Genomic DNA, 25,777 nt, shown 5'->3' on the forward strand with positions numbered 1-25,777 from the left:
GTTTGCCCTTTGTACACAAAAATATGTTAATGTTTTGTTATAAATAAAAATATTGTGCTATAAGAATCTAAGTACAATGAGTGTGTCGATTTACACCTTGTCACACACATAACAAGAACAAAAACCCCTATTAACTGCGCACGATACCTAATGGAGAGCTAAAATGAGGTTCGTTAAAACCTTTGTATTTGCGTGTATTCTTTTACTATCAAGTTCATCTTTCGCAACCAATGTAGAAGACATACATTCATTTACCCTTAAAAATGGCATGCAATTTTTAGTGCTTGAAGACCATTCAATCCCCAATGCGAATATGTACTTGTTTTGGCAAGTAGGTTCACGTAACGAATACCCTGGTATAACAGGGCTTTCACATTTTTTTGAACATATGATGTTTAATGGTTCAAAAAAATACGGCCCAAAGATGTTTGACCGCACAATGGAAGCTGCTGGCGGAAGTAATAACGCGTATACAACAGAAAACCTTACTGTGTACACCGATTGGTTTCCAGCGGCATCCATTGAAACAATGTTTGATCTAGAGGCCGATCGTATTGCAAACCTCTCTATTGATGAAAAAATGGTTGAAAGTGAGCGTGGTGTTGTAACCTCAGAACGCAGCACGGGGCTAGAGAACTCTAATTTTCGTGCAATTTCTGAAGAAGTAAAAAATGCCGCATTTCGTGCACACCCTTATAGTTGGTCAGTGATTGGTCATCAATCCGATATTGATAATTGGAGTCTAGACGATTTAAAGCGTTACCATAAAACCTATTATGCACCTAATAATGCCGTGGTTGTCATTGCTGGCGATGTCACCGTAAAACAGGTGAAAAAGCTCGCTAAGCAATATTTTGAGCCAATTCCAGCACAAGCCCCTCCTCGCGAAGTGCATACCGTAGAGCCTGAACAAAAAGGTGAAAGGCGTGCTTACCTCCACAAAGCATCAGTGACAACACCAAACATACTCATGGCGTTTCATGTACCAGAAACAAAACACAAAGATTTTTATGCGCTTGATATTTTAAGTGATGCATTATCTGTAGGAGATAGTTCAAGACTGCAAAAAACACTCATTAACGAACAGCAAATTGCCAGTTCAGTCTTTACTTATATGCCTCAATCGATAGACCCTAACCTATTTTATATTTACGCAGTTGCTGCCAACAATGTATCAGCAAAAAGCCTAGAGAAAGCCATTATTTCTGAAGTAAATGCAGTAATGAAAGAAGGCATTACCTCGCAAGAGCTACAGAAAGTAAAAAACACAAAATTAGTCAACTTTTATCGTGAGATGGCAACAATTAATGGCAAAGCAAACACCATTGGTAGTTATCAAATGTATTTTGGTGATTATAAGAAACTCTTTGCAGCCCCTGATTACTATGAACAGGTTAGTTTACAAGATATACAAAATGTCGCGAAAAAATATTTAAGAAAAGCAAACCGTACTGTTGGTGTTTTATCTTCACAGGAGGACTCTAGTGATGAAGACCTTTAATGCAATTATTTCTTGCTGCTTGATATTAATCAGCAATATTGCAACCGCAGAGTACACCATGCCAAGCTACGAAAAATTTACGTTAAACAATGGTCTAACAGTGATTTTAATGGAACAGCATGAAGTCCCGTTGATCGACGTTAACATTGCAGTTAAGGTTGGTGCAGTCAATGATGGTGACAACCCAGGCTTGAGTTACCTGACGAGCAAAAATTTACTATTAGGTACCGAGAAGTTAACTAAATCAGCGTTAGACCAACAAACTGATTTTGTTGGTGCAGAATTATATAGTACTGCAAACCTTGAATTTTCGACAATTGGCGCTTCTTTTGCCGCGAAAGACACAGATAACATCATGAAATTGTTACGTGACATCTTGCTAACACCGCGCTTTGACGAAACTGAATTTAACAAACATCAAGCCAGACATTTGCTTAATTTAAGTCAACAAAAAGAAAGTCCACGCTCTGTAATCAATCAATACTTCAACCAATTACTCTTTGGGCAACAAGGTTACGGTGCAGTTGTTAGCGGCGATCAAAACAGCGTAAAGGCGATAAGTTTACCCTTAATAAAACAGCATTATCAGAAGTGGTATAAAGCCAAAAACGCCGCAATTGTGGTAGTGGGAGACTTTAATAGCAACGCCATGAAGAAAAAAATAGAAACGCTTTTTTCATCGTGGTCATCAGACGATACCTCAATACCTGATAAAAAGCTTAAAAAAACGCAGCCACCAACAGCACCCCGTGTATTACTCGTTAATAAAAGCGATGCTCGTGAATCTACTTTTTTAATTGGTGGCAATGGTGTTGCCCGTAATAATCCAGATATTGTCGGCATATCAGTTATTAACACCATTTTAGGTGGTCGGTTTACTTCTTGGCTAAATGATGAACTAAGAGTTAACGCAGGTTTAACCTATGGTGCACGCAGTAAATTTAATGCTTTCGGTCAAGATGGTAACTTTGCAATTTCCACTTTTACAAAAACAGCAACCACCATAGATGCCATAGATTTAGCGTTAAAAACATACCAACGCTTGTGGGAAAAAGGAATTGACGATGCCACGTTAACATCAGCTAAAGCCTATGTTAAGGGGCAGTTTCCACCCAAATTCGAAACATCGAGTCAGCTCGCCAGTTTGCTCGTTGATATGTACGGTTATGGTTTTGATGAAAACTATATCAATACCTTTGAGCAGCAAGTTGATTCGCTCACTGTAGAGAAGTCTCGCAATCTCATCAATACCTACTTTCCTAAAGAAAACTTACAATTTGTTGTCATAGGTAAAGCCGATGAGATTAGAACAAAACTAGCAAAGTACGGTAACATTACCGAAGTAGACATAAAAAACAGTGGATTTAACATCCATTAAGCACTCAGGAGATAAATTTTGAAGAAATGGACAATCCCACTATTAGTATTTTGCTTGGCAGCGTGTCAGCAAACTAATGGTCCAGAAAATGATAATGCCGTCGTTAATATTGAAGGCGTAAACTTTGTCGAACAGGTACAAGGAAAACCTGGAAAAACCGTTATACCTTATCAAAAGTACGAGCTTGATAACGGTTTAACTGTCATTTTACATCAAGATAACTCTGATCCCCTCGTGCATGTTGATGTTACCTATCATGTGGGTGCTGGCCGTGAAGAGATTGGTAAATCTGGGTTCGCTCATTTCTTTGAACACATGATGTTTCAAGGGTCAGAAAACGTAGCCGATGAGCAACACTTTAAACTAGTAACTGAAGCCGGCGGTACCATGAATGGAACCACGAATTCAGATCGCACCAACTATTTTCAAACGGTGCCCGCTAATCAGTTAGAAAAAATGCTTTGGTTAGAAGCAGATCGCATGGGCTTTTTGGTGGATGCAGTTACACAAGAGAAGTTTGAAGTTCAACGCGAAACCGTTAAAAACGAGCGAGGGCAACGTGTAGACAATCGCCCATACGGTCGATTGAACGAGCGTGTTTCACAAGCATTGTACCCAGAAGGACACCCATATTCTTGGCCGGTAATTGGTTATTTAGAAGATTTAGATCGCGTCAACGTTAACGATTTGAAAGCATTCTTTTTACGTTGGTATGGCCCAAACAACGCGACCTTATCAATAGGTGGTGACATCGAACCAGCGAAAACACTAGCCTTGATTAACAAATACTTTGGCAGTATACCTCGCGGACCAGAAGTATTACCGCCTGAAAAAGAGCAAGTTACCTTAGAGAGTGACCGTTATATTTCGATGGAAGACAATGTTCATTTGCCATTGATTTATATGTCTTATCCTACAGTTTCTGTGCGTCACGAAGATGAAGCGCCTTTAGATGTACTTTCAAGTATTCTTGGTGGTGGTAAAACGTCTTTGCTTTATAAGAATTTGGTAAAGAACCAAATTGCAGTACAGGCAACGGTTACACACCCCTGTGCAGAGCTTGCATGTACCTTTAATTTACTCGCCTTACCTCACCCTGCATCTGGTAAGAACTTAGCTGACTTAGAAAAAATTATTCGCGACACTTTAGTTGAATTTGAACAGCGTGGTGTTCAAGACGACGACTTAACAAAAGTGAAAGCTGATATGGAGTCAGGTTTTGTTTTTGGCCTACAAAGTGTTGCCGGTAAAGTAAGTCAACTGGCCGCAAACGAGACGTTTACAGGTAACCCAAATTACATCGAAGAAGACATTGCACGTTATGCAAATGTAACCAAAGAAGATGTAATGCGTGTATTTAATACCTACATTAAAGATCAAAACGCTGTGATCATGAGCGTCGTACCAAAAGGTAAATTAGCATTAATTGCCGCCGAAGATAACTTTACGCCTGCAGAGAGAAATATCCCGAAATCAAGCGAAACAACCGCCGATGACTTAGTCGTTCGCAAAGCAATGGATAACTTTGATCGTAGTGTTATCCCAACAGCTGGTGCTAATAAAGCAGTCAAAGTACCAGATATGTGGCGCACAACCTTATCGAACGGTATTAAGGTGTTAGGTGCACAAAGCCTAGAAACACCAACAACATCAATGCTATTAAAAATTCCAGCAGGTCATTACTATAGCAAAAAAGATAAGGCCGGCATTGTATCGTTGTTAACCAGCATGCTTAATGAATCAACGACTAAACGTAGTGCTGAAGCAATGAGTAATGAACTTGAAAAGTTAGGAGCCTCTGTTTACATTTCGCCTAATAATCAATATATCAATGTCCATATCAATGCGTTGACCAAAAATATTGATAAAACATTAGCCTTAGTTAATGAAAAATTGACTCAACCAGCCTTTATTGAAAGTGAATTCGCACGCAATAAAAGTAATGCGATTCAAGGTGTTATAAATAGTAAAAAAGACGCTGGCTATCTTGCGTCTACGGCTTATCGTCAACTATTACATTCAGATAATATTGCCGCGTTACCTGTTGGTGGCACAGAAAGCACAATTGCCAATATTACTTTGGCCGACGTCAAAGCGTTTTACAACACCCAAGTTAAGCCAAAAAATAGTCAACTGATTATTGTTTCAGATCTGAATAAAGAACAGGTAGATAAGTCATTATCAGTGCTTACTTCTTGGCAAGGTGAAGGTCAACCATTAACTCTCACCTTACCAGCGCCTGAAACAAAACTTGGTGTAATTTACCTTGTAAATAAAGACCAGGCAGCACAGTCAGCGATTCGAATTGGTAAACGCTCCATCACAGAAGATATTACCGGCGAGTATTACAAGTCATACTTAATGAATTTTCCATTAGGTGGTGCATTTAATAGTCGTATCAATTTAAACCTTCGTGAAGACAAAGGTTATACTTATGGTGCGCGTTCATATTTCAGTGCCAATAAATTAGCTGGATTTTTCACAGCAAGTGCAGAAGTGCGCGCAGATGCAACAGACAAGTCAATTGTTGAATTTGTCAAAGAAATTGAACGATATGCTACCAGTGGTATTACGCGCGAAGAGCTCGCTTTTATGCGTAATGCAATTAACCAAAAAGATGCGCTTAAATATGAAACACCTAGAGCTAAATTAGGTTTCTTAGCACAAATTTTAGAACATGACTTATCGCCTGATTTCGTACAAGAACGCGTAGAAATCGTAAAAAATATTTCAGCTGATGAAATAAATGCACTGGCGAAGAAACACCTACAGTTGCAAGATATGCTGATGGTTGTTGTGGGTGATTCTGCAACACTAACACCACAACTTGAAGCGCTAGGTTACCAAGTAATACAACATTCGTTGTAATATAGTACATGCTCCTCAAAAAGCCTGATGTTATCATCGGGCTTTTTTATCGCTATACAATAACCTACAGGCACAAAAAAAGCCGCATAAGCAGCTTTTAAACACCTATTGTTTTCTTCGCTTTAAGGGCGGATAGTAATTGTTGGTGATGTATCAATTTCACCGTCATCTGATATCGTGGCTACATTACCATCGCACATCAGCACAGCCAAACTACCAGCATTACTGGCGCGAATAAATGACAGATCATAACCGAACTGCGTTAAGCTACTCGCAGCAAACTTTTGCGCTAACGATAACTTGTCCCAAAGCACTGAGTGCTCAGGTTGGTAATGTCTGCGTTCTAATAACGCTTCTCTGTCCATTACGGCTTCCACATTAACCTCTGTAAATATGATAATAACAATTACATATGACAGCGAAGATATCTTAGTTGGTACATTATTTCAACAACTCGCGGTTAAATAATGATACTTTTTAGACTGGTATATCTTGAGCGTGTTGATCTTTCATGTTTGCTTTTGCTGCAATTTGTTTGGTATTTACACAAGGCAGCGCTTACGCCGTGTAGTTATTCTACTCCAGTAAAGCGTTAACACAGTAGAAATGCCAAACAGATGCTGCCCGAAGGGTTCACCTAAACGCCTCCTGCTCTTTGTTACTTAAACTAACCATAGCATGACTATGCAATAATCCAAGTGCCGCGATCAGAAGACGTTTAATTTGAACAAAACTCAAACAGCAAAGATCAACACGCTCTAGTTACTTCCAAAGATGGCTTCACTTTCTTATACTTAGGACATTATACGTAATGAAAATCAAAAAAGATCATCACTATTATGAGCCAGGTATTAAACGATTTATTAAATTTACTCACATTAGAACCCATTGAGCAGGGATTATATCGCGGACAAAGCCAAGATTTAGGTTTTAAAGCGCTGTTTGGTGGTCAAGTAATGGGACAAGCGTTATCAGCAGCGCAAGAAACTGTAGACCCTGCTCGTCATATTCATTCTCTACATTCTTATTTTTTGCGTCCAGGTGATGCACAGAAGCCTGTTGTTTACGAAGTCGAAAACATCAGAGATGGTCATAGTTTCAATACAAGACGTGTTAAAGCCATTCAAAATGGTAAAGCTATTTTTTACATGACAGCATCATTTCAGCTAGATGAAGTTGGCTTTGATCATCAGCCAACAATGCCTAATGTACCTGGACCAGACGGTATCCCATCATTCAGTGACTTTATTTTTGATCACCAAGAGTATATTCCTGACAACATTCGCGCAAAGTTTTTATCTGAAAAGCCTATAGAGTTGCGCCCTGTGGAGCAATATAACTGGATAAAGCCACAAAAAACAGATCCATTATGTCATATGTGGATTAAGGCAAATGGTAACTTACCTGACGATCCCCGAATTCACAAATATATGTTGGCATACACATCCGATTTTCATTTTTTACCGACAGCGCTTTTTACGCATGGAGAATCCCATTGGCAACCAAACTTTCAAATTGCCAGTATTGATCACGCGATGTGGTTCCATAGACCATTTAGGTTTGACGATTGGTTATTATACGTAATGGAAAGTCCCACTTCTGTAGGAGGAAGAGGGTTAGTCCGCGGGCAAATATACAACCAAACTGGCGAACTGGTTGCTAGTACCATGCAAGAAGGCGTAATTCGCCAACGTTAATTCCGCTGGCGCCAATCTTGCCCTGTTGGATGTTGAAAAACACGAATATCAAAGATTGGTGCCATCGCATAAAGGTGATCAAAAATATCAGCTTGTATTGATTCATAACTCACCCAATTTTTATCTTTACAAAAAAAGTAAAGTTCTAATGGTAAGCCAGAAGCGGTTGCTGGCAATTGTCTAACCATACAAGTCATGTCTGGGTGCACTTGCTCATGTTGCTTTAAATAATTCTCAATATACGCTCGATAAGTACCAACATTTGTAAGTTGTCGTTGGTTAACCACATCTTCCGGGGCTATACCGCGCAATTGATGATAACTATCAATTTCTTTTTGCTTCTCGTCTAAATAATCATGAATAAGCCTTACTGACCTCAGATTTTTGATTTCATCAGGCTTGTAAAAGCGAACACTGGATACATCGAGTGTAATTGAACGCTTAATCCGTCTTCCTCCAGATACATACATGCCTCGCCAGTTTTTGAAAGAGCCACTAATTAATGCATAAGTAGGTACTGTAGTAATTGTACGATCAAAGTTTTGTACCTTAACGGTATTGAGGCCAATTTCTAGTACATCACCATCTGCACCATACTGTGGAATTTCAATCCAATCTCCTGGTGCCAACATCTTATTCGCAGAAATTTGAATACTGGCGACAAGCCCTTTAATGGTATCCTGAAAAACTAATAGTAATACGGCAGTCAACGCGCCTAAACCACTTAACAAGTACAATGGTGATTTATCTAACACAAACGAAATAGACAGAATGCTAGCAACTAAATATACCAACAGCTTAATGACTTGAATGGTTGAGTTCAGAGGGATATATCGATTCTGCGCTACTTGACGATAACTGCTTTTAAACACATTAAGTAGGGCACTAAGCGCCCTTGCTACTTGAAACGTTATTGCGATATGAAAAAAAACTAAGAGAAAGTGTCGAAAAACACTGTCTTCAACAAATAAATGCGGCACCAGAAACCACGCAGCTACCAGAGGGATTATTGCGATGGTTCGACTAAAAACCCCTTGCTCAAATAATAGATCATCCCAAGTGTTTTTTGAGTGAATCACCATTTTTTCAATGGCAACTAACAATTGGTGCTTAGCTAAATAATAAACAATACCTGCAATTGCCAACATTATTGCTATACCTACCACCATAGTCATTGATGATAAGTAAAGTTCGGAAACCCCTTGTTCAGATAGCCATGTTGATAAAATATCTTGCATACTATTCCCTATTGGTATTTTTTCTGTAGCCGCGCCAATTTCTGATCTTTAGCTTCCCATAAAGTGTTAACCCACTTCTGAAAATAAATTTTATAACTTCGGTCATTCATATAATCGCCAACTAATTGTTGATCGACATCTTTAATCTCAATATCAACCTCTATGGTATGCACGCGACCACATAAAAAGTCAATAAAAGTAGGGGTTTTCTCTGGATAGTAAATGGTCACATCTAATACTTTATTCAGTTGTTCTCCCATTGCGGACATCACGAAACCTATCCCCCCCGCTTTTGGTTTTAATAAATGCTGAAATGGAGAGCCTTGTTTCTGGTGCTTTTCTGACGTAAAACGCGTTCCTTCTATAAAGCTCATAACGCTAACAGGCTTATGTTTGAATTTTTCACATGCCTTACGCGTTGTTTCAAGGTCTTTACCTTTTAGATGTGGATTTTTCTTCACATAACTTTGGCTATATCGCTTCATGAATGGAAAATCTAGCGCCCACCAAGCAATTCCTAAAAAAGGCACATAAATAAGCTCTTTCTTTAAGAAAAACTTTAAAAATGGCACTTTGCCTCTCAATACTCTTTGCAATACTAAAATGTCTACCCAACTTTGATGATTCGCAATAACCAAATACCATTGTTTTATTTCTAATTTTTCAAGCCCAGAAACGATAATCTTTGTTTTGGTAAATAATTTCTGGTTAACGGTATTTATCGCCACCCAATTGCTTGCCATGCGGTCGAGTAGATAACTAAAAAGCTTTTGCCAGCCAGCCACAGGAACAAGTGCCTTAAGTAAAGAAAAAATCACAATCGGTACTAACCAAAAAAGTGTATTAATCACATAAAATAAAAATGACAATAAACCAGTAATGGGTGCGGGTAAAAAACGTAACATGCGGCATTAAAATGAATAACTTTAGGTAGCTCATATCATAAAGGGATTTTCACTCGCTTTCAGCTACTAATTAGTAAAATTATAAATTGATTACTTTTCTATCATTTGAAATTTATCTCCGCTATTTCTTGATAAAAATCGTCAATATTAATAATAAAAATAACTCATCGATGGTCGTTATTGCTTAAAACGAGTAAAAATAACGATCTCGTCTAATGAATATGTATTTTCTCATTGCAAGTTGCGCTGGGATGAAGGATGCTTTTAGGCTGGATAATTGAGGAAACACAATGAATTTTCATCGGGCTGTCATTAAAGTCGGCAGCGCATTAGTGTCACCAGATACTAATAGTTGCAGCGGCAAGTACCTGCTTTCAATTGCTCGTTTTATAACGGCATGCCAACAAGCAGGCAAAGAAATCATTTTAGTCTCTTCCGGCAGTGTTGCTGCTGGCAGGCTGTCAATTAGTCATGGTTCCCCCATCCCCTCAATCCAAACAAAACAGGCAATGGCAGCCGTAGGGCAAATAAAACTCATGGCAAATTGGCAACGATTTTTTGATCAAGCCTGCAGTCAATTGCTCATTACCCATGGCGACTTAAAAGACAGAGAGCGTTATATAAATATTAAGAATACGTTACGTATTTTATTAGCTAATCAGGTACTACCAATCGTAAATGAAAATGACACGGTTGCAACTGACGAGTTAAAAGTTGGTGACAATGATAATCTTGCAGCACAAGTTGCTTTGGTAAGCGAAGCTGATTGCCTGTTTATATTAAGTGACATTGATGGTGTTTTTAACTGTGATCCACGTCATAACCCTGATGCTGTAATGATTCCAGAAATTGCAGAGATCACTGACGAGATTTATGCCATGGCAGGTTGTACCAACAACCCTATTGCTACAGGTGGTATGAAAACCAAAATTCAAGCAGCCGAGAAAGCAATAGAAAATGGCATTACCACCTATATTATCAACGGCACTAACCCTGAAGTATTTGAGCAATTGCTTAAAGGCAAAAACCCGGGTACCAAATTTTTAGCTAAAGAAATATCCGCTCCAGCACGTAAGCACTGGCTCAAACATACGCTCAAGAGCGACGGTAAAGTATATCTCGATCAAGGTGCCGTTACCGCCTTAACCCGCAACGGAGCATCTTTGTTATCTTCAGGTGTTGTGAACTGCGAAGGTAGTTTTATTGCCGGTGACGCTATTGACCTTATTGATCACAAAACAAATCGCGTTATCGCCAAAGGTATTTGCCAATATAGTCAACCAGAACTTCAACAAATTAAAGGCGTCAAGAGTGACGACATTTTTCAAATATTGGGTTATCGACCAAGTAAAGTTGTCGTCCATCGCGATGATTTGGTAATGCTTAGCAAGGAGTTTTAAGTTTATGACAAGTACATTCGATATTGCTGACAATGCAAAACATGTAAAAGTAGCAGCAAGGCAAGTTGCGCAACTAACCACTACAGTGAAGAACAAGCTACTTTTACAAATGGCAAATGCAATAGAAAAAGATATAAGCAACATATTGGCTGAAAATAACAAGGATATTACCGCTGGACGACAACGTGGCTTAACTGAAGCAATGTTAGACAGATTATTGTTAACTCCTGAAAGAGTAAAAGATATTGCTGAAGCCATTCGTGAAATTATTGCACTTCACGATCCCGTAGGTAGCATTGCCAACATGACCCTAAGACCCAATGGTATTCAGGTAGGTAAAATGCGAATACCATTGGGTGTTATTGCAATGATTTACGAAGCAAGACCCAATGTTACAGCCGAAGCAGCGGCACTGTGTATAAAATCGGGCAACGCAGTCATATTGCGCGGAGGTTCAGAGGCTATACATAGCAACCTAGCACTAGCCAATTGTCTGCATCGCGTACTTGAAGACAATGATATCGACCGTAATGTTATCTCCGTGATACCTGATACGCGTCGCGTTGTCATTGAGCAATTATTAAAACAACGAGAATCAATCGACCTCGTTATCCCGCGCGGTGGCGAAGGATTAATTCGCTATGTAACAGAAAACAGTCAAATCCCTGTGATTCAACACTTTAAAGGGGTTTGCCACTTATTCATTGACAAATATGCCGATTTAAATAAATCCATTCAGATTTTAATTAATGGTAAAACACAAAAACCAAGTGCATGTAATGCTTTTGAAACCTTACTTGTACATCAAGATATCGCTGCTAAGTTTTTACCTCTTGCTGCAAAAGCATTGGCGGAAAACAACGTCAAGGTACATGCATGCCCGAATAGCATCAATTACTTTGCTGGTGCAGTACTCGCCAATGATGAAGACTATCATACCGAATATCTTGCCAATGAAATTGCCATCAAGGTAGTGGATTCATATGACAAGGCAATAGACCATATCAACCAGTACACATCTGATCATACTGAAGTTATCGTAAGCCAAGATACGAGTCGATGTCAGGCTTTCATTAGACAGGTCAATTCGTCTGTGGTGATGACTAATGCTTCTTCACGTTTTTCAGACGGCGGACAGCTCGGGTTAGGCTCTGAAATTGGTATATCTACGAGTAAATTACACGCCTATGGCCCAATGGGGCTAGCGGCGTTAACGACAGAAAAATATGTTGTAATTGGTGATGGACAAATTAGAGAGTAACCGCCTTACCTTTATTCAACAACCAATAAGTAAATAATCTACCAGCATAGCAGGAAGCCTTGACAAGGCTTCCTGTATGGGAGCTTATTTCTTTCAGCTTTTACTGAGTTTCATCGTAAATTACTTTCATCGATTGTTTCCCTCTGACAACTCCCTCATCACCCTGTTCAGCGGACACTAACAGCAATATTGTTAGACCATCATACCGCTCTAATAAATGCGCATCCCACCGCTCGTCAGTGTCGAGAAGTTCCATCACTGCAATTTAACATTAAAAAGATACTTGGAAACAATTCAATTGATACTTTTAAAAATGAGCTTTACGGGCAAAGCCCAACTGAACGTTCATCACCTCCATAGGGATGATTTTGAGTTAACAATAAAAAACCGATATCAGCTCCAGAGTACTGATATCGGTTTTTGACCATACCCAAAACAGTATGGTCATAGGGTGAATACGTTATTTAAAGCGCAGATTCAACAATGCGTTTCATGTCTGTCATATAACCACGCAATTCTTTACCAACAACTTCAACGCTATGATTACGAATCGCTTCATTAACTTCAATTAAGCGTACGTTATCAACACCATTTGATGTTGTTGACAAACCTTCTCCTAAATCTTCTAGTGAAAGTTTGCTTACAAAGTCTTTTAACATTGGCTGTGCTGCATGCGTAAATAAGTAGTTACCATATTCTGCAGTATCAGAAATCACCACGTTCATCTCATAAAGTTTATTACGGGCAATACAGTTCGCAATCAATGGTGTTTCATGTAAAGATTCGTAATACGCTGATTCTTCAATGATGCCTGCCGCCACCATAGATTCAAACGCTAATTCAACGCCAGCTTTTACCATCGCGACGACGAAAATGCCTTTATCGTAATATTCTTGCTCACTAATGGGTGTTTCACAGTCTGGAGCTTGTTCAAAAGAAGACTCAGCCGTTTGTTCACGCCATTTTAGAAGGTTTGCATCATCATTTGCCCAATCTTCCATCATAGTCGCAGAAAATACACCTTCGATAATGTCATCCATATGTTTTTCAAATAATGGACGTAACACATCTTTTAGTTGTTCTGACATATCGAAAGCACGAATTTTTGCTGGATTCGATAGGCGATCCATCATGTTGGTGATACCACCGTGTTTCAAGCCTTCTGTTACCGTTTCAATACCATACTGAAGCAATTTTCGCGCATAACCGGCATCCACACCTTGAGCCACCAGTTGCTCATGTCCTAGCACTGCAGCAGTTTGCAACATACCGCATAAGATAGTTTGCTCACCCATTAAGTCAGATTTAACTTCTGCAATAAATGAAGATTCTAAAACTCCTGCACGATCACCACCGGTAGCTGACGCATATGCTTTAGCAATCGCTAAACCGTTACCTTGAGGGTCATTTTCAGGATGCACCGCAATAAGTGTTGGTACACCAAAACCACGTTTATATTCTTCACGTACTTCAGTACCCGGACATTTTGGCGCTACCATCACAACGGTAATATCTGGGCGAATTTGCATACCCTCTTCAACAATATTAAAGCCATGTGAATACGCTAAGGTAGAACCTTGTTTCATATACGGCATAACCGCAGAGACTGCTGATGTATGCTGCTTGTCAGGTGTAAGGTTTAATACTAAATCAGCCTGAGGAATAAGCTCTTCATAGGTACCAACAGTGAAGCCATTTTCAGTTGCCCACGCCCAAGATTGGCGCTTTTCAGCAATAGCTGATTCACGTAACGCATAAGAAATATTCAACCCAGAGTCACGCATGTTAAGACCTTGGTTTAAGCCTTGCGCACCACAGCCAACAATGACGATGTTCCAATCTTTAATAAAATTACACCCATCACTAAATTCTTCACGCTTCATGAAGCGACATTTTCCCAATTGGGCTAACTTTTCGCGCAAACTTAAGGTATTAAAATAATTACTCATCACTCTTCCTTGCCAGCCTTATCCGCTGAACTTGTTAAAACGGTTTGTCAGATTTTCTGACCTGTAACGATAATACTGCAAGACTCGTATTGCTTAAAATGATATATTCGCACCACTGTATTGCAAAAAATGCAACACCAAGGGTTTATTTTGGATCAAAAATCACTAAAAATGTTTGTTGACCTAGCAAACAATCTACATTTTGGTAAAACCGCTGAAGCTAACCATGTCAGCACTTCAACCTTGAGTCGTGCCATACAACGTATTGAAACTGAAGTCGGTTGTGATTTATTACACCGAGACAACAGAACGGTAGTGCTAACGCAAGCAGGGCAACAGTTTCAACAATATGCCCAACAACAGCTTGATAACTGGCACGTGTTGCAGCTGTCTTTACGCCAAGAACAAATTCAATTACAAGGTAAGTTAAATATTTTTTGTTCTGTAACCGCAGCATATAGTCATCTACCGCCACTCCTTGATAAATTTCGTCAACAACATCCCTTGGTGGAAATAATGCTAGTGACTGGTGACGCAGCAGACGCATTTGAGCAACTCAGCTCGCAAACAGTTGATGTTGCCATAGCCGTAAAACCTGAAACGTTATCTCGTCAGTTCTATTTTCACCCTTTAGCCAAAGTACCTTTAACCGTTATTGCACCGAGCAAAGTATGCCAAGTTCAACAGCAAGTAAGCATGCCTGTAATTCCTTGGAGTAACATTCCAATGATATTGCCGGAACATGGCATTGCACGTAAGCGATTTGACTATTGGTACCGACGACGACAACAAGGTAAACCAAATATCTATGCAACGGTTTCAGGGCATGAAGCATTAGTCAGTATGGTTGCGTTAGGATGTGGTGTAGGTATGGTGCCGCAAGTGGTCGTAGACAACAGCCCCGTTAAAGAACGTATCCAAAATCTCGACAATGTCGGTGATATTGCGCCATTCGAATTAGGTGTGTGTTGTTTAAATCAAAATAAAGCGAACAAACTTATTACGGCATTTCTTCAGGCAATTATTTAGAACTCTAGGCGACGGCTGTCGTTAAATGCTTTAATAATCGATCCATTGCACGATAAGACAATGCTTCGATCAAATGTTTATGTTCAATAGCATCACAATTTTCCATATCGGCTAATGTTCGCGCGATCTTTAAAATCTTATGATGGGCACGTGTCGATAACCCGAGTTTTTCTACCGCAAGTGCTAAGAACTCATTATCATCGGGTGTTAATACACAGTATTGTCGAAGTTCTGTGCTGGTAAGATGCGCATTTGCTTTTCCTTGGCGCTTAATTTGAATGGTACGGCATTTCTGAACCCTAAACCTTACTTGTGCACTGGTTTCCATTACCGGAACACAGTCTGACCACATACCTTTTGGTAACCTCGCCACTTCAATTTGAATATCAATACGATCTAAAAACGGTCCTGATAGTTTGTTTAAGTATCGTAACACTTGCTCTGGTGTACTGCGGTTATCATTGTAAAAACCCGTCGGTGATGGGTTCATCGCTGCCACCAATTGAAACTGCGCTGGATACGTTTGTTTTTGTAATGCGCGCGATATCGTGACCTCACCAGACTCCATAGGTTCACGCAACACATCAAGCACTTTACGATCAAACTCAGGCAATTCATCAAGAAATAATACACCATGATGCGCCAGCGTTACCTCTCCTGGCTGAGGTATACTACCTCCACCAATGAGTGCTGCGGAAGAAGCCGTATGGTGTGGACTTCGAAACGGGCGTGTAAGCCATGCATTTGCATCAACAGCTTGGTTGCTAATCGATTTGATTGCAGCAACATTGATACCTTCTTGTTCAGTCATCGCGGGTAAAATACCCGGTAATCGGCTTGCTAGCATGGTTTTTCCTGTGCCAGGAGGACCTACTAACAATAAATTGTGGCCACCGCTCGCCGACAGTTCTAAAGCGCGCTTGGCTAATGGTTGACCAATAACATCACTAATGTCGTCTTCCATTATCGCAGTATTAACGGCTTGTCGATTGGGCTCTGCAATAGCTAATCTTTGTTGACGCATCAGGTGCGGGTATAAATCTGCAAGATGTTTGAGCGGGAGTATAGTTGCTGATTCAACCCAACTGGCTTGTTCGCCATTTTCTGCCGATAAAATTAACGCTCTTTTAGATTCACTGCTCGCCATTGCCATTGGGATCTCACCAACAATCGGCCGAAGTTCTCCTGATAAAGCAAGCTCTCCTGCAAACTCATAATTTTCAATATCATCTGACGGCAATTGCTGCGACGCAACTAAAATTCCAACTGCAATAGGCAGATCGAATCGTCCCCCTTCTTTGGGTAAGTCAGCTGGGGCTAAATTGATCGTGATACGTTTAGCGGGGAATTCATAACCACAATTGATGATAGCACTGCGCACTCGGTCTTTAGACTCTCGAACACTTGTTTCAGGTAACCCTACAATATTAAAAGCAGGTAAACCATTTGCTAGATGTACTTCAACAGTGACCAATGGTGAAGTTAAACCAACACGAGCACGACTATAAACACACGCTAAAGACATACAAATTCCATTTGATGTTACATTCCGTTAATTTCATTGTAGATCTGCTTTTTTAATTACGCGAATTTCACTTGGTTATAACCAAAGGCAACAATTCGCTTAAAAAAAACTCTAACAAAAGTACTTGCACAATGATTTAGAGCTATGATACTAATTTAAAAAGAACGCGAAATATGCGCATTTATAAATTTATTTTCAGAGTATTTGAATAAACATGCAAACACTTAGCTCAGTCATTATTAACATTCTCGTCGTGGTGATTATTAAATCATCGCGGGGTCGTTTGTTGAGCTAAAGAAAACTCAGTTAAGAAATACAAACCCCCCGCTCCGATAGGACCGGGGGGTTTTTCGTATATGGCGGTTAATTTACGTGAACGTTAAGGTAACAAACAAAAAGGAGTCTACTAAACAGAACTGAATAAGTTTTGAATAGTATAAAACAATCATGGCAACTGACAATCAACACACCGGTGGATCTTTATTATTTGATGTGCTGCAACAACATGGTGTTCAACACGTTTTTGGCTATCCAGGCGGTGCTATCATGCCAATCTATGATGCTTTGTATGATAGTGATGTTCAGCATTTTTTAGTGAGACACGAACAAGGTGCAGCTTTCTCTGCCATAGGCTACGCTAGAGCAACAGGGAAAATAGGGGTGTGTCTAGCAACCTCTGGACCTGGTGCAACAAATTTGATTACGGGTCTTGCTGATGCGTTAGCAGATTCTATCCCTATTGTGGCGATTACGGGCCAAGTTGCTACTGCGGCTATGGGCTCAGACGCATTCCAAGAAATAGATGTTTTTGGCTTGTCTTTAGCCTGTACAAAGCACTCCTTTCAAGTTCACCATGTTGATGAATTAGAAAAAGTACTTCACAAAGCGTTTACCATTGCTCTGGAAGGTCGACAAGGCCCAGTATTAGTTGATATTCCAAAAGACGTTCAGCTTGCCGCCGTAGAAAAATTAGGTGTACATTACGACCAAATAAAAAACAAAGTAAAATTACCGCCAGCGGATGTAACTAAAGCACTAGATATCTTAACTAACGCCAAGAAACCGATTTTATATGTCGGTGGTGGTGTAGGTATGGCAAACGCCCTAGATGAAGTAAGACAGTTTGCTGAAACAACAGGGTTACCTAGTGTTTCAACACTTAAAGGCCTTGGTGCAATTAATCCAAATAACCCCTATTACCTTGGTATGCTTGGAATGCACGGCACTAAAGCCGCTAATCTAGCTGTACAAGAATGTGATTTATTGGTGGCTGTTGGTGCACGATTTGATGATCGGGTTACCGGTAAGCTTAATGAATTTGCGCCAAATGCTAAAGTGATTCATTTTGATATAGATACCGCTGAAATCAATAAAAGACGTGCTGTTGATGCGGCCATTTTAGGTGATTTGAAAATAAACGTTCCACTGCTAGCAACACCATTAAATATCGATACGTGGCAAGAAAGTATTGTCACGATGATACAAGAATTCGGTTGGCAATATGACCACCCTGGAAAAGGCATCTATGCGCCTGCCGTACTTAATGAAATTAGTGAAAAAATGCCGCCAAATAGTTGTGTTACTACTGACGTAGGTCAACACCAAATGTGGGCTGCACAACATATGGCATTTGACGATCCTTGTAACTTTCTAACAAGCGGTGGCATGGGCACAATGGGCTTTGGCTTACCTGCCGCCATTGGCGCTCAGGTTAGTAGGCCTAATGACACCGTTATCACCGTAACAGGTGACGGCTCAATCATGATGAATGTTCAAGAACTATCAACCATTAAACGTTTTCAGTTACCGGTAAAAATAGTGCTTATCGACAACGCCAAATTAGGTATGGTTAGACAATGGCAAGACCTTTTCTTCGAGGGCCGATTAAGTGAAACCGACCTGTCAGATAATCCAGATTTCCTGATGCTTGCTAATGCCTTTGATATTAAAGCTAAAATGGTTACAGAGAAACACCAAGTTACTGAAGCAATTGAAGAAATGCTAGATCATAACGGCCCTTATCTTTTACAAGTAAAGATAGATGCAAAAGAGAACGTTTGGCCACTTGTTCCACCCGAAACCGCAAACGACAAAATGATGGAGAGCACCTAAGATGAATCATTACCAATTAATTATTTCGGTAGACGATAAACAGGTAGTGCTTGAGCGTATTTTACAAGTAACACGCTATCGAGGTTTTCTCATAAACGGCATGAATGCGGTGGTCAATACAGGTACCCAGATAGGCACTATCGAACTACAAGTAAGTAGTGAACGACCCATTGAATTATTGGTTGACCAAATCAATAAACTGATCGACATCAAGGATGTCAAAGTAGACAATAGAGGCTCGCACCAAGACAGTGCGCAAAATTATTTAAAAAGCACCCAATACAAATAATCAGTGTTATTAACACTGAAATTGATAAACAAATTAGGAAAAGAAAATGGCAAAAGTTAGTGCAGAACTCATCTGGTTTAATGGCGGTCTTATCCCATGGAAAGATGCAACCGTACATGTGATGAGCCACGCTTTACATTATGGCTCATCTGTATTTGAAGGCATTCGCGCTTACCAAACGCACAAAGGCACTTGTATCTTTCGTTTAGAAGAACACATAGATCGACTTTTCGATTCAGCCAAAGTATATCGCATGCAAATTCCTTATACACATGAAGAAGTCATGCAAGCCTGTAAGGATGCTGTCGCTAAAAATAATTTAGCTTCCGCTTATCTAAGACCTTTAGCCTTTTTAGGCGATGTGGGTATGGGTCTTCGTCCACCTGCAGACGCACAGGCAGATCTAATGGTCGCTGCGTTTTCATGGGAAGCATATTTAGGTGCAGATGCCATTGAAAATGGTGTTGAAGTTGGCGTTTCAAGCTGGAATCGCTTAGCACCAAATACAATGCCAACTGCCGCTAAAGCAGGTGGTAACTACTTATCATCGCAGTTAATTTCAATGGAAGCCGGTCGACATGGTTACACTGAAGGAATCGCGCTTGATGTCAATAACATGGTAAGTGAAGGTGCTGGACAAAACCTTTTCTTAGTACGTAAAGGCGTAATTTATACACCATTTAGTACTGCGTCAATTTTACCTGGATTAACGCGTGATACGGTAATGCAGCTTGCACGTAATTTAGGATACGAAGTACGTGAAGAGCCTATTTCTCGTGAATCATTATACTTAGCAGATGAGTTTTTCATGACAGGCACTGCAACGGAAGTGGTTCCAGTAAAAACTGTTGACGGTATTCCAGTCGGTACTGGTACTCGAGGACCTATAACAAAAGCAATTCAAGAAGCATTCTTCGGTATGTTTAATGGTTCTACAGATATCGACGATTCATGGTTGACGCCAGTCGAATAAAATAAGCTTGGCAAACTAGGAGCACAAACTCCTAAGTTTGCTTGTTAAAGCGAAGGTATCCCTTTGTTTTAACAAGTAAATTTAAACATCTCTAATGGAATAACACTATGCCTAAATTAAGATCAGCCACTTCAACTCAAGGCCGCAATATGGCCGGTGCTCGTGCGTTATGGCGCGCAACTGGAATGACCGACAATGATTTTGGCAAACCTATAATTGCTGTTGTGAATTCATTTACCCAATTTGTCCCTGGACACGTGCATTTAAAAGATATGGGGCAATTGGTTGCAGGCGCTATTGAAGAAGCAGGTGGTGTGGCTAAAGAATTTAACACCATTGCCGTTGATGATGGAATTGCTATGGGGCACAGTGGCATGCTTTATAGTTTACCATCGCGTGATTTAATTGCAGATTCAGTAGAGTACATGGTAAACGCTCATTGTGCCGACGCAATGGTATGTATATCAAACTGTGACAAAATTACCCCAGGGATGTTAATGGCAGCAATGCGCTTAAATATCCCTGTGATTTTTGTATCTGGTGGCCCAATGGAAGCAGGTAAAACAAAGCTTTCGGATCAAATCATCAAGCTAGATTTAGTTGACGCTATGATCAAAGGTGCAGATCCAACAGTTTCCGACGAACAAAGTGATCAAGTAGAGCGCTCTGCATGTCCAACTTGTGGTTCGTGCTCCGGCATGTTTACCGCTAACTCCATGAATTGCTTAGCAGAAGCATTAGGCCTAGCTTTGCCAGGTAATGGCTCCATGTTAGCAACCCATGCAGATCGAAAACAGTTATTCTTAGATGCCGGTAAAGAAATTGTTAACTTAACCAAGCGATATTATCAAGACAATGATGAATCAGCGTTACCGCGCAATATCGCCAGTAAAGAAGCATTACATAACGCGATGTGCTTAGACATTGCGATGGGTGGTTCAACTAACACCATATTGCACTTATTAGCCACGGCGCAAGAAGCAGAAGTTGACTACACCATGGAAGATATGGACAAGTTATCTCGGATCGTGCCTCAACTTTGCAAAGTTGCACCTTCAACGCCAGATTATCATATGGAAGATGTGCATCGCGCGGGTGGTGTAATTGGTATCCTTGGTGAGTTAGCACGCGCTAACTTGTTAAACACTGATGTACCAAATGTTTTAGGTACAACATTAGCAGACCTGATCGCTAAATATGATATCAAGGTTACTGAAGACGAAGACGTTAAAAAATTCTACCGTGCAGGCCCTGCGGGTATCCGTACAACAAAAGCATTCAGTCAAGATTGTCGTTGGGATACGCTAGATGATGACCGTGAGAATGGCTGTATACGAAGCATTGACAATGCGTTCTCTACAGAAGGTGGCTTAGCCGTATTATCAGGAAACATCGCCGTTGATGGCTGCGTAGTTAAAACCGCAGGCGTGTCCGAAGATAACTTAACGTTTACCGGGCCCGCACATATTTTTGAAAGCCAAGATGCGGCTGTTGAAGGTATTTTAAACGGTAGTGTCGTTGCCGGCGAAGTCGTTGTGATTCGCTATGAAGGACCAAAAGGTGGTCCTGGTATGCAAGAAATGCTTTACCCGACAACCTACTTAAAATCTATGGGCCTAGGTAAAGCCTGCGCGTTGATCACTGACGGTCGTTTTTCAGGTGGCACTTCAGGCTTATCTATTGGCCATGTATCACCTGAAGCCGCAAGCGGTGGCGCAATTGGCCTAGTAGAACAAGGTGACATAATTCACATAGATATTCCAAAACGTGCTATTCAAATTAACATCAGTGATGAAGAGCTTAATGCCCGTCGTGAAAAAATGAACGCGAAAGGAACAAATAAATGGCAACCCGTTGATCGTCACCGTCCAATCAGTTATGCGCTAAAAAATTACGCCATGCTTGCAACAAGTGCAGACAAAGGTGCAGTAAGAAATCGTGACTTGCTCGATGGGGTAGCAAATAATGACTGATGAAGAACAACAAAAACTGGCACAAACAAATGCCAACCAAGAGCAAGCATTAGATTATTTACGTCGTATCTTATTAGCGCCTATTTACGAAGTTGCGGTTGAAAGTGACTTAACGCCACTGAATAAACTATCTGCGCGATTAGGGAATCAAATTTATTTAAAACGCGAAGATCAACAACCCGTACATTCCTTTAAATTACGCGGCGCATATAACAAGTTAGCGAACTTGACTGAAGCACAATGCATACATGGCGTTGTCGCTGCATCAGCGGGTAACCATGCGCAAGGTTTAGCGCTTGCGGCGCATAAACTCGGTATTAAAGCCACCATCGTTATGCCGATCACAACACCTGAGATCAAAGTAGACAATGTTCGTCGTTTTGGTGCAGACGTGCGATTAGTTGGCAAAAGTTTTAATGAAGCAGCGAGTGCCTGTTTACAAATTGCAAAAGATGAAAATAAAACCATCGTGCACCCATTCGACGACATTGATGTTATCGCCGGTCAAGGCACAGTAGCTAAAGAGATTCTTCAGCAACAAACTAAATGTGACGTCATCTTTGTACCTGTTGGCGGCGGCGGTCTTTTAGCAGGAATGGCTGTTTACCTTAAACAGTTAAGGCCTAATATCAAAGTGATTGGCGTTGAAGCAGAAGACTCAGCATGTTTAAAAGCAGCAATGGAGGCTGGCCAACCGACTGATCTTGATCAAGTAGGGCTATTTGCAGATGGTGTCGCTGTTAAACGTATTGGTGAGCATACGTTTAATTTAATAAAGCAATACTGTGATGATGTAATTACAGTGTCGACCGACGAAATCTGCGCCTCAATTAAAGATATTTTTGAACATACGCGTGTTATAGCAGAGCCCGCTGGCGCATTATCGTTAGCAGGGTTACAAAAGTATTGCCAATCAAGTGAAGGTGACGAATCTCTGGTTGCCATTTTATCTGGCGCCAACATGAATTTTCATACCTTAAGGTATGTTTCTGAACGCTGTGAACTTGGTGAACAAAAAGAAGCAGTATTGGCTGTTACCATTCCAGAAGAAAAAGGTAGTTTTCGACGTTTTTGCCAAGCATTGGCAGGTCGTGTGATCACCGAGTTTAATTATCGTCAGGCACAGCATGATGATAATGAAAAGGCACACATTTTTGTTGGCGTGAGGTTATCTGGTCAACAAGAGAGAGAAACCTTGATTGATGTACTGCAACAACAAGGTTATCACGTTGATGATTTTACCAATAATGAATTGGCAAAACTACATGTCCGCTACATGGTAGGCGGACAAAATCCTACTGCAGTGCAAGAACGTATTTTTAGGTTTCAATTTCCAGAGTATCCTGGCGCTTTAGAGAAGTTTCTAGATACCTTAGGCGAACGTTGGAATATTAGCCTATTTCATTATCGAAATCACGGTGCAGCATTTGGTCAAGTGCTTGCTGGCTTTGAAGTAAGTAATGATGATCAGTTGGACTTCTTCAACCATGTAAAAACGCTTGATTATGCATGGCAAGAAGAAACCAATAACCAAGCCTATAAAGCATTTTTAAGCTAACTATTAGCAGCATATCCCGAGCTAACATGCTGTATTAACTTGACATATAAACACCTCAATGACATATTATGTCAAGTTAACATAGCTTAGTAAGGAGTTTTTTATGTTAAAAAATGGACTACCTACCCAATCTAAAAAACAAGATAATATCAACGTTTCTAAACACTTGACCAAAGGCGTAATTGTCGCGGCAATTTTTATTGGTGCGTGGATGACTTTTTACACCATTGACGAAGGTCATGTTGGTATTGTTAAACGATTTGGCGAAGCAACAACACAGGTAAACCCAGGCCTTCACACCAAAGTTCCTTTTGCAGATACCATAGAAGAACTTGAAATTCGTACACGTAAAAATGCGGAGTCATTGAAAGCTTCTACCTATGAACAGATGCCCGTAACAGCAGAAGTATCTGTAAACTGGACAGTGATCCGTTCAGAAGCCTTCGAGCTATACAAAAATTATGGTGGTTTAGACCAGTTTGAAAACCGTATTCTTGATCCAAGATTACGCTCTGCAACTAAAGACGCCTTAGCGCGCTTTAAAGCAGAACAAATTGTTCAAAATAGAGGGCAAGTAATTCAAAAGATAGAAGAAACACTGTTATCTGAAATGACTGAATTTCCCGTGAAACTGGATAGCGTTCAAATTGAAAACCTTGTGCTACCACCTAAATATTTACAGAGTATTGAAACTAAGCAAACCGAAAAAAACTTAGCGGCTGCTGAAGAGCATCGTTTAGAGCGTCAAAAGCTTGAAGCACAGCGCGAAGTTAATACCGCAGAAGCAAAACGAGATGCAGAAAAAGCACGGGCTGACGGCTCAGCGTATGCTATTACAACAGAGGCAAAAGCCGAAGCAGAAGCAATAAAGTTAAAAGGTTTAGCTGAAGCAGAAGCGATCAAGAAAAAAGCCGAAGCGATAAAAACCAGCAAAGTGCTTGTTGAATACGTTAAAGCACAACAGTGGGATGGTAAATTACCGACGACGGTAATGGGAAGCGACCAAGGTATCTTGTGGAATATGAAAGAAAAGTAGACCTAAGTTTATAAAAACCTCCAAGCCTATTGAGTCATCAATAGGCTTTTCACTCAAGTTCAATTAACAGAGATGGGCGTTACCGTTACTCACCGTAACCGCAACGTCATTTAAACCTGGCATTTCCATAATTCGTGCTGAAAGACCAACGACTGTAGGAGGCACTTGATGAATACATGTTGCCGGCGTTATTAAAGCCAAATTTGTATCGCTCATCCCAGGAGCCATTTCATCGCTTCGATAAAAGAAGCCCTCTTTATCTGAACTCTTAGGATGACTCTTTTGTAGCACTTTACCTGCTTTAATCAAATCTTGACTAAGTATTTTGATGTCACTCAGCAGCTCTGCATGATAATTTTTTTTGCTTTGACCTCTGAAATGAACCTGTGAAATATGTTCGTCAGTAAGCGTGATAGTGAGTTCAATTTTAACGCCATTTGCTTTGCACTTTCGATACTCTACTGAATAATTCTGTCGATTAACACTAATACCACTTTGTTCAGCGTTACATTTAAATTGCAAAGGATGCTGATTTAACAAACGGTCTAGCTCTGCCGATTTGGTGTTAAGTGAAATCCCCAAAATCGAAAAGTTTTCAATTTTATCTCTTACAAACGTATCTTGTGCAACTACTTGATGTGGTAGCAAAAAAGCTAAAGCTATGATGCCAACTATTGGTACTTTTTTAGCAAAATTAAACATATGTCATCCCTTTCGTTAGTATCAAAATAATAAAAATGTTGAGCCAACAAACAAAACATCTTGTTTTATTATCTAAAGTCCAAACCTTATGTTACGTCATTCAACTTAGCTTCGAGTTCTACTATTTTTTGTTCAAGTGTCGCTAATTTTTCACGCGTTTTAATCAGCACTTGTGTTTGTACATCAAACTCTTCACGGGTAACCACGTCAAGCTCTGATAGTTTTCTTTGTAGCACTGTTTTGGTTTTATCTTCAAAGTCATTTGCTAAATTTTTTAAGCCTGGAGGAATAGCTTCCGTCACTTGTTTGGCAATATCTTCAATTTTCTTTGCATTAATCATGGCAACGCCTCTTCTCTATATATATTACTATTGTAATCGAAT

Annotated in this window: 21 protein-coding genes; 13 read left to right on the top strand and 8 right to left on the bottom strand. The window is 40.2% G+C overall.

Annotation, left to right across the window (positions count from 1 at the left end; all coding sequences use genetic code 11):
- Positions 1–163 precede the first annotated feature (163 nt).
- From QUE09_RS17020 to QUE09_RS17030, 3 genes are read left to right on the top strand one after another with little or no spacing between them, the layout of a single operon-like run.
- Positions 164–1,501: a M16 family metallopeptidase gene (locus QUE09_RS17020; protein ID WP_286234070.1), complete on the top strand. Its 1,338-nt coding sequence runs from the start codon at positions 164–166 to the stop codon at positions 1,499–1,501.
- Complete coding sequence (locus QUE09_RS17025) at positions 1,488–2,879, top strand: M16 family metallopeptidase (protein ID WP_286234071.1); 1,392 nt, start codon at positions 1,488–1,490, stop codon at positions 2,877–2,879. Before QUE09_RS17020 ends, QUE09_RS17025 begins: the two co-directional genes overlap by 14 nt.
- 18 nt (positions 2,880–2,897) lie before the next feature.
- Positions 2,898–5,747 carry a M16 family metallopeptidase gene (locus QUE09_RS17030; protein WP_286234072.1) on the top strand — a complete coding sequence of 950 codons (2,850 nt, stop codon included), beginning with the start codon at positions 2,898–2,900 and terminating at the stop codon, positions 5,745–5,747.
- Positions 5,748–5,869: 122 nt separating this feature from the next.
- Here QUE09_RS17030 and QUE09_RS17035 read toward each other — a convergent pair whose 3' ends face one another.
- Positions 5,870–6,112, bottom strand: a complete 243-nt coding sequence (locus tag QUE09_RS17035; RefSeq protein ID WP_286234073.1) for a hypothetical protein — start codon at positions 6,110–6,112, stop codon at positions 5,870–5,872.
- 474 nt (positions 6,113–6,586) lie between these two features.
- On the opposite strand from QUE09_RS17035, the gene tesB reads away from it, so the two are divergent.
- Positions 6,587–7,444 carry an acyl-CoA thioesterase II gene (gene tesB, locus QUE09_RS17040; protein ID WP_286234074.1) on the top strand — a complete coding sequence of 286 codons (858 nt, stop codon included), beginning with the start codon at positions 6,587–6,589 and terminating at the stop codon, positions 7,442–7,444.
- Here the strand turns inward: tesB and QUE09_RS17045 are convergent.
- Both QUE09_RS17045 and yihG read right to left on the bottom strand, forming a co-directional pair.
- Positions 7,441–8,682 (bottom strand): mechanosensitive ion channel family protein, encoded by a 1,242-nt coding sequence (locus QUE09_RS17045; RefSeq protein ID WP_286234075.1) that lies wholly within the window; start codon positions 8,680–8,682, stop codon positions 7,441–7,443. The genes tesB and QUE09_RS17045 overlap by 4 nt on opposite strands.
- A gap of 8 nt (positions 8,683–8,690) precedes the next feature.
- On the bottom strand, positions 8,691–9,587 hold the full coding sequence (gene yihG, locus QUE09_RS17050; RefSeq protein WP_286234076.1) for a 1-acylglycerol-3-phosphate O-acyltransferase, YihG family: 897 nt from the start codon (positions 9,585–9,587) through the stop codon (positions 8,691–8,693).
- Positions 9,588–9,877: 290 nt separating this feature from the next.
- Here yihG and proB point away from each other — a divergent pair, with 290 nt between their 5' ends.
- Together proB and QUE09_RS17060 are read left to right on the top strand one after the other, a co-directional pair.
- Positions 9,878–10,987, top strand: a complete 1,110-nt coding sequence (gene proB, locus QUE09_RS17055) for a glutamate 5-kinase (protein ID WP_286234077.1) — start codon at positions 9,878–9,880, stop codon at positions 10,985–10,987.
- A gap of 4 nt (positions 10,988–10,991) precedes the next feature.
- Positions 10,992–12,248: a glutamate-5-semialdehyde dehydrogenase gene (locus tag QUE09_RS17060; protein WP_286234078.1), complete on the top strand. Its 1,257-nt coding sequence runs from the start codon at positions 10,992–10,994 to the stop codon at positions 12,246–12,248.
- Between the two features lie 100 nt (positions 12,249–12,348).
- On the opposite strand, the gene QUE09_RS17065 is transcribed toward QUE09_RS17060, so the two are convergent.
- Together QUE09_RS17065 and ilvC are read right to left on the bottom strand one after the other, a co-directional pair.
- Entirely contained in the window at positions 12,349–12,504 is a 156-nt protein-coding gene (locus tag QUE09_RS17065) for a hypothetical protein (protein WP_286234079.1), read from the bottom strand.
- A 208-nt stretch (positions 12,505–12,712) separates the two neighbouring features.
- Complete coding sequence (gene ilvC / locus QUE09_RS17070) at positions 12,713–14,197, bottom strand: ketol-acid reductoisomerase (RefSeq protein WP_286234080.1); 1,485 nt, start codon at positions 14,195–14,197, stop codon at positions 12,713–12,715.
- Positions 14,198–14,347: 150 nt separating this feature from the next.
- Between ilvC and ilvY the strand changes: the two genes are divergently transcribed.
- Entirely contained in the window at positions 14,348–15,226 is an 879-nt protein-coding gene (gene ilvY, locus QUE09_RS17075; protein WP_286234081.1) for an HTH-type transcriptional activator IlvY, read from the top strand.
- Positions 15,227–15,230: 4 nt separating this feature from the next.
- On the opposite strand, the gene QUE09_RS17080 is transcribed toward ilvY, so the two are convergent.
- Entirely contained in the window at positions 15,231–16,751 is a 1,521-nt protein-coding gene (locus tag QUE09_RS17080) for a YifB family Mg chelatase-like AAA ATPase (RefSeq protein WP_286234082.1), read from the bottom strand.
- Between the two features lie 447 nt (positions 16,752–17,198).
- On the opposite strand from QUE09_RS17080, the gene ilvG reads away from it, so the two are divergent.
- The 6 genes from ilvG to QUE09_RS17110 all read left to right on the top strand — a co-directional run bounded on the left by ilvG (position 17,199) and on the right by QUE09_RS17110 (position 24,692).
- The gene (gene ilvG, locus QUE09_RS17085) at positions 17,199–18,863 is read left to right on the top strand and encodes an acetolactate synthase 2 catalytic subunit (protein ID WP_286234083.1); all 1,665 of its coding nucleotides are present in this window, start codon (positions 17,199–17,201) and stop codon (positions 18,861–18,863) included.
- A gap of 1 nt (position 18,864) precedes the next feature.
- Positions 18,865–19,152, top strand: a complete 288-nt coding sequence (gene ilvM / locus QUE09_RS17090) for an acetolactate synthase 2 small subunit (RefSeq protein ID WP_286234084.1) — start codon at positions 18,865–18,867, stop codon at positions 19,150–19,152.
- A gap of 46 nt (positions 19,153–19,198) precedes the next feature.
- The gene (locus QUE09_RS17095; RefSeq protein ID WP_286234085.1) at positions 19,199–20,125 is read left to right on the top strand and encodes a branched-chain amino acid transaminase; all 927 of its coding nucleotides are present in this window, start codon (positions 19,199–19,201) and stop codon (positions 20,123–20,125) included.
- Positions 20,126–20,232: 107 nt separating this feature from the next.
- Positions 20,233–22,098 carry a dihydroxy-acid dehydratase gene (ilvD, locus tag QUE09_RS17100; protein ID WP_286234086.1) on the top strand — a complete coding sequence of 622 codons (1,866 nt, stop codon included), beginning with the start codon at positions 20,233–20,235 and terminating at the stop codon, positions 22,096–22,098.
- Positions 22,091–23,656, top strand: coding sequence for a threonine ammonia-lyase, biosynthetic (gene ilvA / locus QUE09_RS17105; protein ID WP_286234087.1), 1,566 nt, complete (start codon positions 22,091–22,093; stop codon positions 23,654–23,656). The genes ilvD and ilvA overlap by 8 nt, the downstream gene beginning before the upstream one ends.
- Positions 23,657–23,759: 103 nt before the next feature.
- The gene (locus QUE09_RS17110) at positions 23,760–24,692 is read left to right on the top strand and encodes an SPFH domain-containing protein (protein ID WP_286234088.1); all 933 of its coding nucleotides are present in this window, start codon (positions 23,760–23,762) and stop codon (positions 24,690–24,692) included.
- Between the two features lie 63 nt (positions 24,693–24,755).
- Here the strand turns inward: QUE09_RS17110 and QUE09_RS17115 are convergent, their stop codons facing one another.
- Positions 24,756–25,394 carry a hypothetical protein gene (locus tag QUE09_RS17115; RefSeq protein ID WP_286234089.1) on the bottom strand — a complete coding sequence of 213 codons (639 nt, stop codon included), beginning with the start codon at positions 25,392–25,394 and terminating at the stop codon, positions 24,756–24,758.
- Between the two features lie 86 nt (positions 25,395–25,480).
- Complete coding sequence (ubiK, locus tag QUE09_RS17120; RefSeq protein ID WP_286234090.1) at positions 25,481–25,735, bottom strand: ubiquinone biosynthesis accessory factor UbiK; 255 nt, start codon at positions 25,733–25,735, stop codon at positions 25,481–25,483.
- Positions 25,736–25,777 lie beyond the last annotated feature (42 nt).

The sequence above is a fragment of the Thalassotalea sediminis genome (assembly GCF_030295915.1).
Classification (GTDB): Bacteria; Pseudomonadota; Gammaproteobacteria; order Enterobacterales; family Alteromonadaceae; genus Thalassotalea_C; species Thalassotalea_C sediminis.

Coding starts and splice junctions, on each gene's coding strand:
- QUE09_RS17020 (WP_286234070.1), top strand. CDS start 164: ATGAGGTTCGTTAAAACCTTTGTATTTGCGTGTATTCTTTTACTATCA.
- QUE09_RS17025 (WP_286234071.1), top strand. CDS start 1,488: ATGAAGACCTTTAATGCAATTATTTCTTGCTGCTTGATATTAATCAGC.
- QUE09_RS17035 (WP_286234073.1), bottom strand. CDS start 6,112: ATGGACAGAGAAGCGTTATTAGAACGCAGACATTACCAACCTGAGCAC.
- tesB (WP_286234074.1), top strand. CDS start 6,587: ATGAGCCAGGTATTAAACGATTTATTAAATTTACTCACATTAGAACCC.
- QUE09_RS17045 (WP_286234075.1), bottom strand. CDS start 8,682: ATGCAAGATATTTTATCAACATGGCTATCTGAACAAGGGGTTTCCGAA.
- yihG (WP_286234076.1), bottom strand. CDS start 9,587: ATGTTACGTTTTTTACCCGCACCCATTACTGGTTTATTGTCATTTTTA.
- proB (WP_286234077.1), top strand. CDS start 9,878: ATGAATTTTCATCGGGCTGTCATTAAAGTCGGCAGCGCATTAGTGTCA.
- QUE09_RS17060 (WP_286234078.1), top strand. CDS start 10,992: ATGACAAGTACATTCGATATTGCTGACAATGCAAAACATGTAAAAGTA.
- QUE09_RS17065 (WP_286234079.1), bottom strand. CDS start 12,504: ATGGAACTTCTCGACACTGACGAGCGGTGGGATGCGCATTTATTAGAG.
- ilvC (WP_286234080.1), bottom strand. CDS start 14,197: ATGAGTAATTATTTTAATACCTTAAGTTTGCGCGAAAAGTTAGCCCAA.
- QUE09_RS17080 (WP_286234082.1), bottom strand. CDS start 16,751: ATGTCTTTAGCGTGTGTTTATAGTCGTGCTCGTGTTGGTTTAACTTCA.
- ilvG (WP_286234083.1), top strand. CDS start 17,199: ATGGCAACTGACAATCAACACACCGGTGGATCTTTATTATTTGATGTG.
- ilvM (WP_286234084.1), top strand. CDS start 18,865: ATGAATCATTACCAATTAATTATTTCGGTAGACGATAAACAGGTAGTG.
- QUE09_RS17095 (WP_286234085.1), top strand. CDS start 19,199: ATGGCAAAAGTTAGTGCAGAACTCATCTGGTTTAATGGCGGTCTTATC.
- ilvD (WP_286234086.1), top strand. CDS start 20,233: ATGCCTAAATTAAGATCAGCCACTTCAACTCAAGGCCGCAATATGGCC.
- ilvA (WP_286234087.1), top strand. CDS start 22,091: ATGACTGATGAAGAACAACAAAAACTGGCACAAACAAATGCCAACCAA.
- QUE09_RS17110 (WP_286234088.1), top strand. CDS start 23,760: ATGTTAAAAAATGGACTACCTACCCAATCTAAAAAACAAGATAATATC.
- QUE09_RS17115 (WP_286234089.1), bottom strand. CDS start 25,394: ATGTTTAATTTTGCTAAAAAAGTACCAATAGTTGGCATCATAGCTTTA.
- ubiK (WP_286234090.1), bottom strand. CDS start 25,735: ATGATTAATGCAAAGAAAATTGAAGATATTGCCAAACAAGTGACGGAA.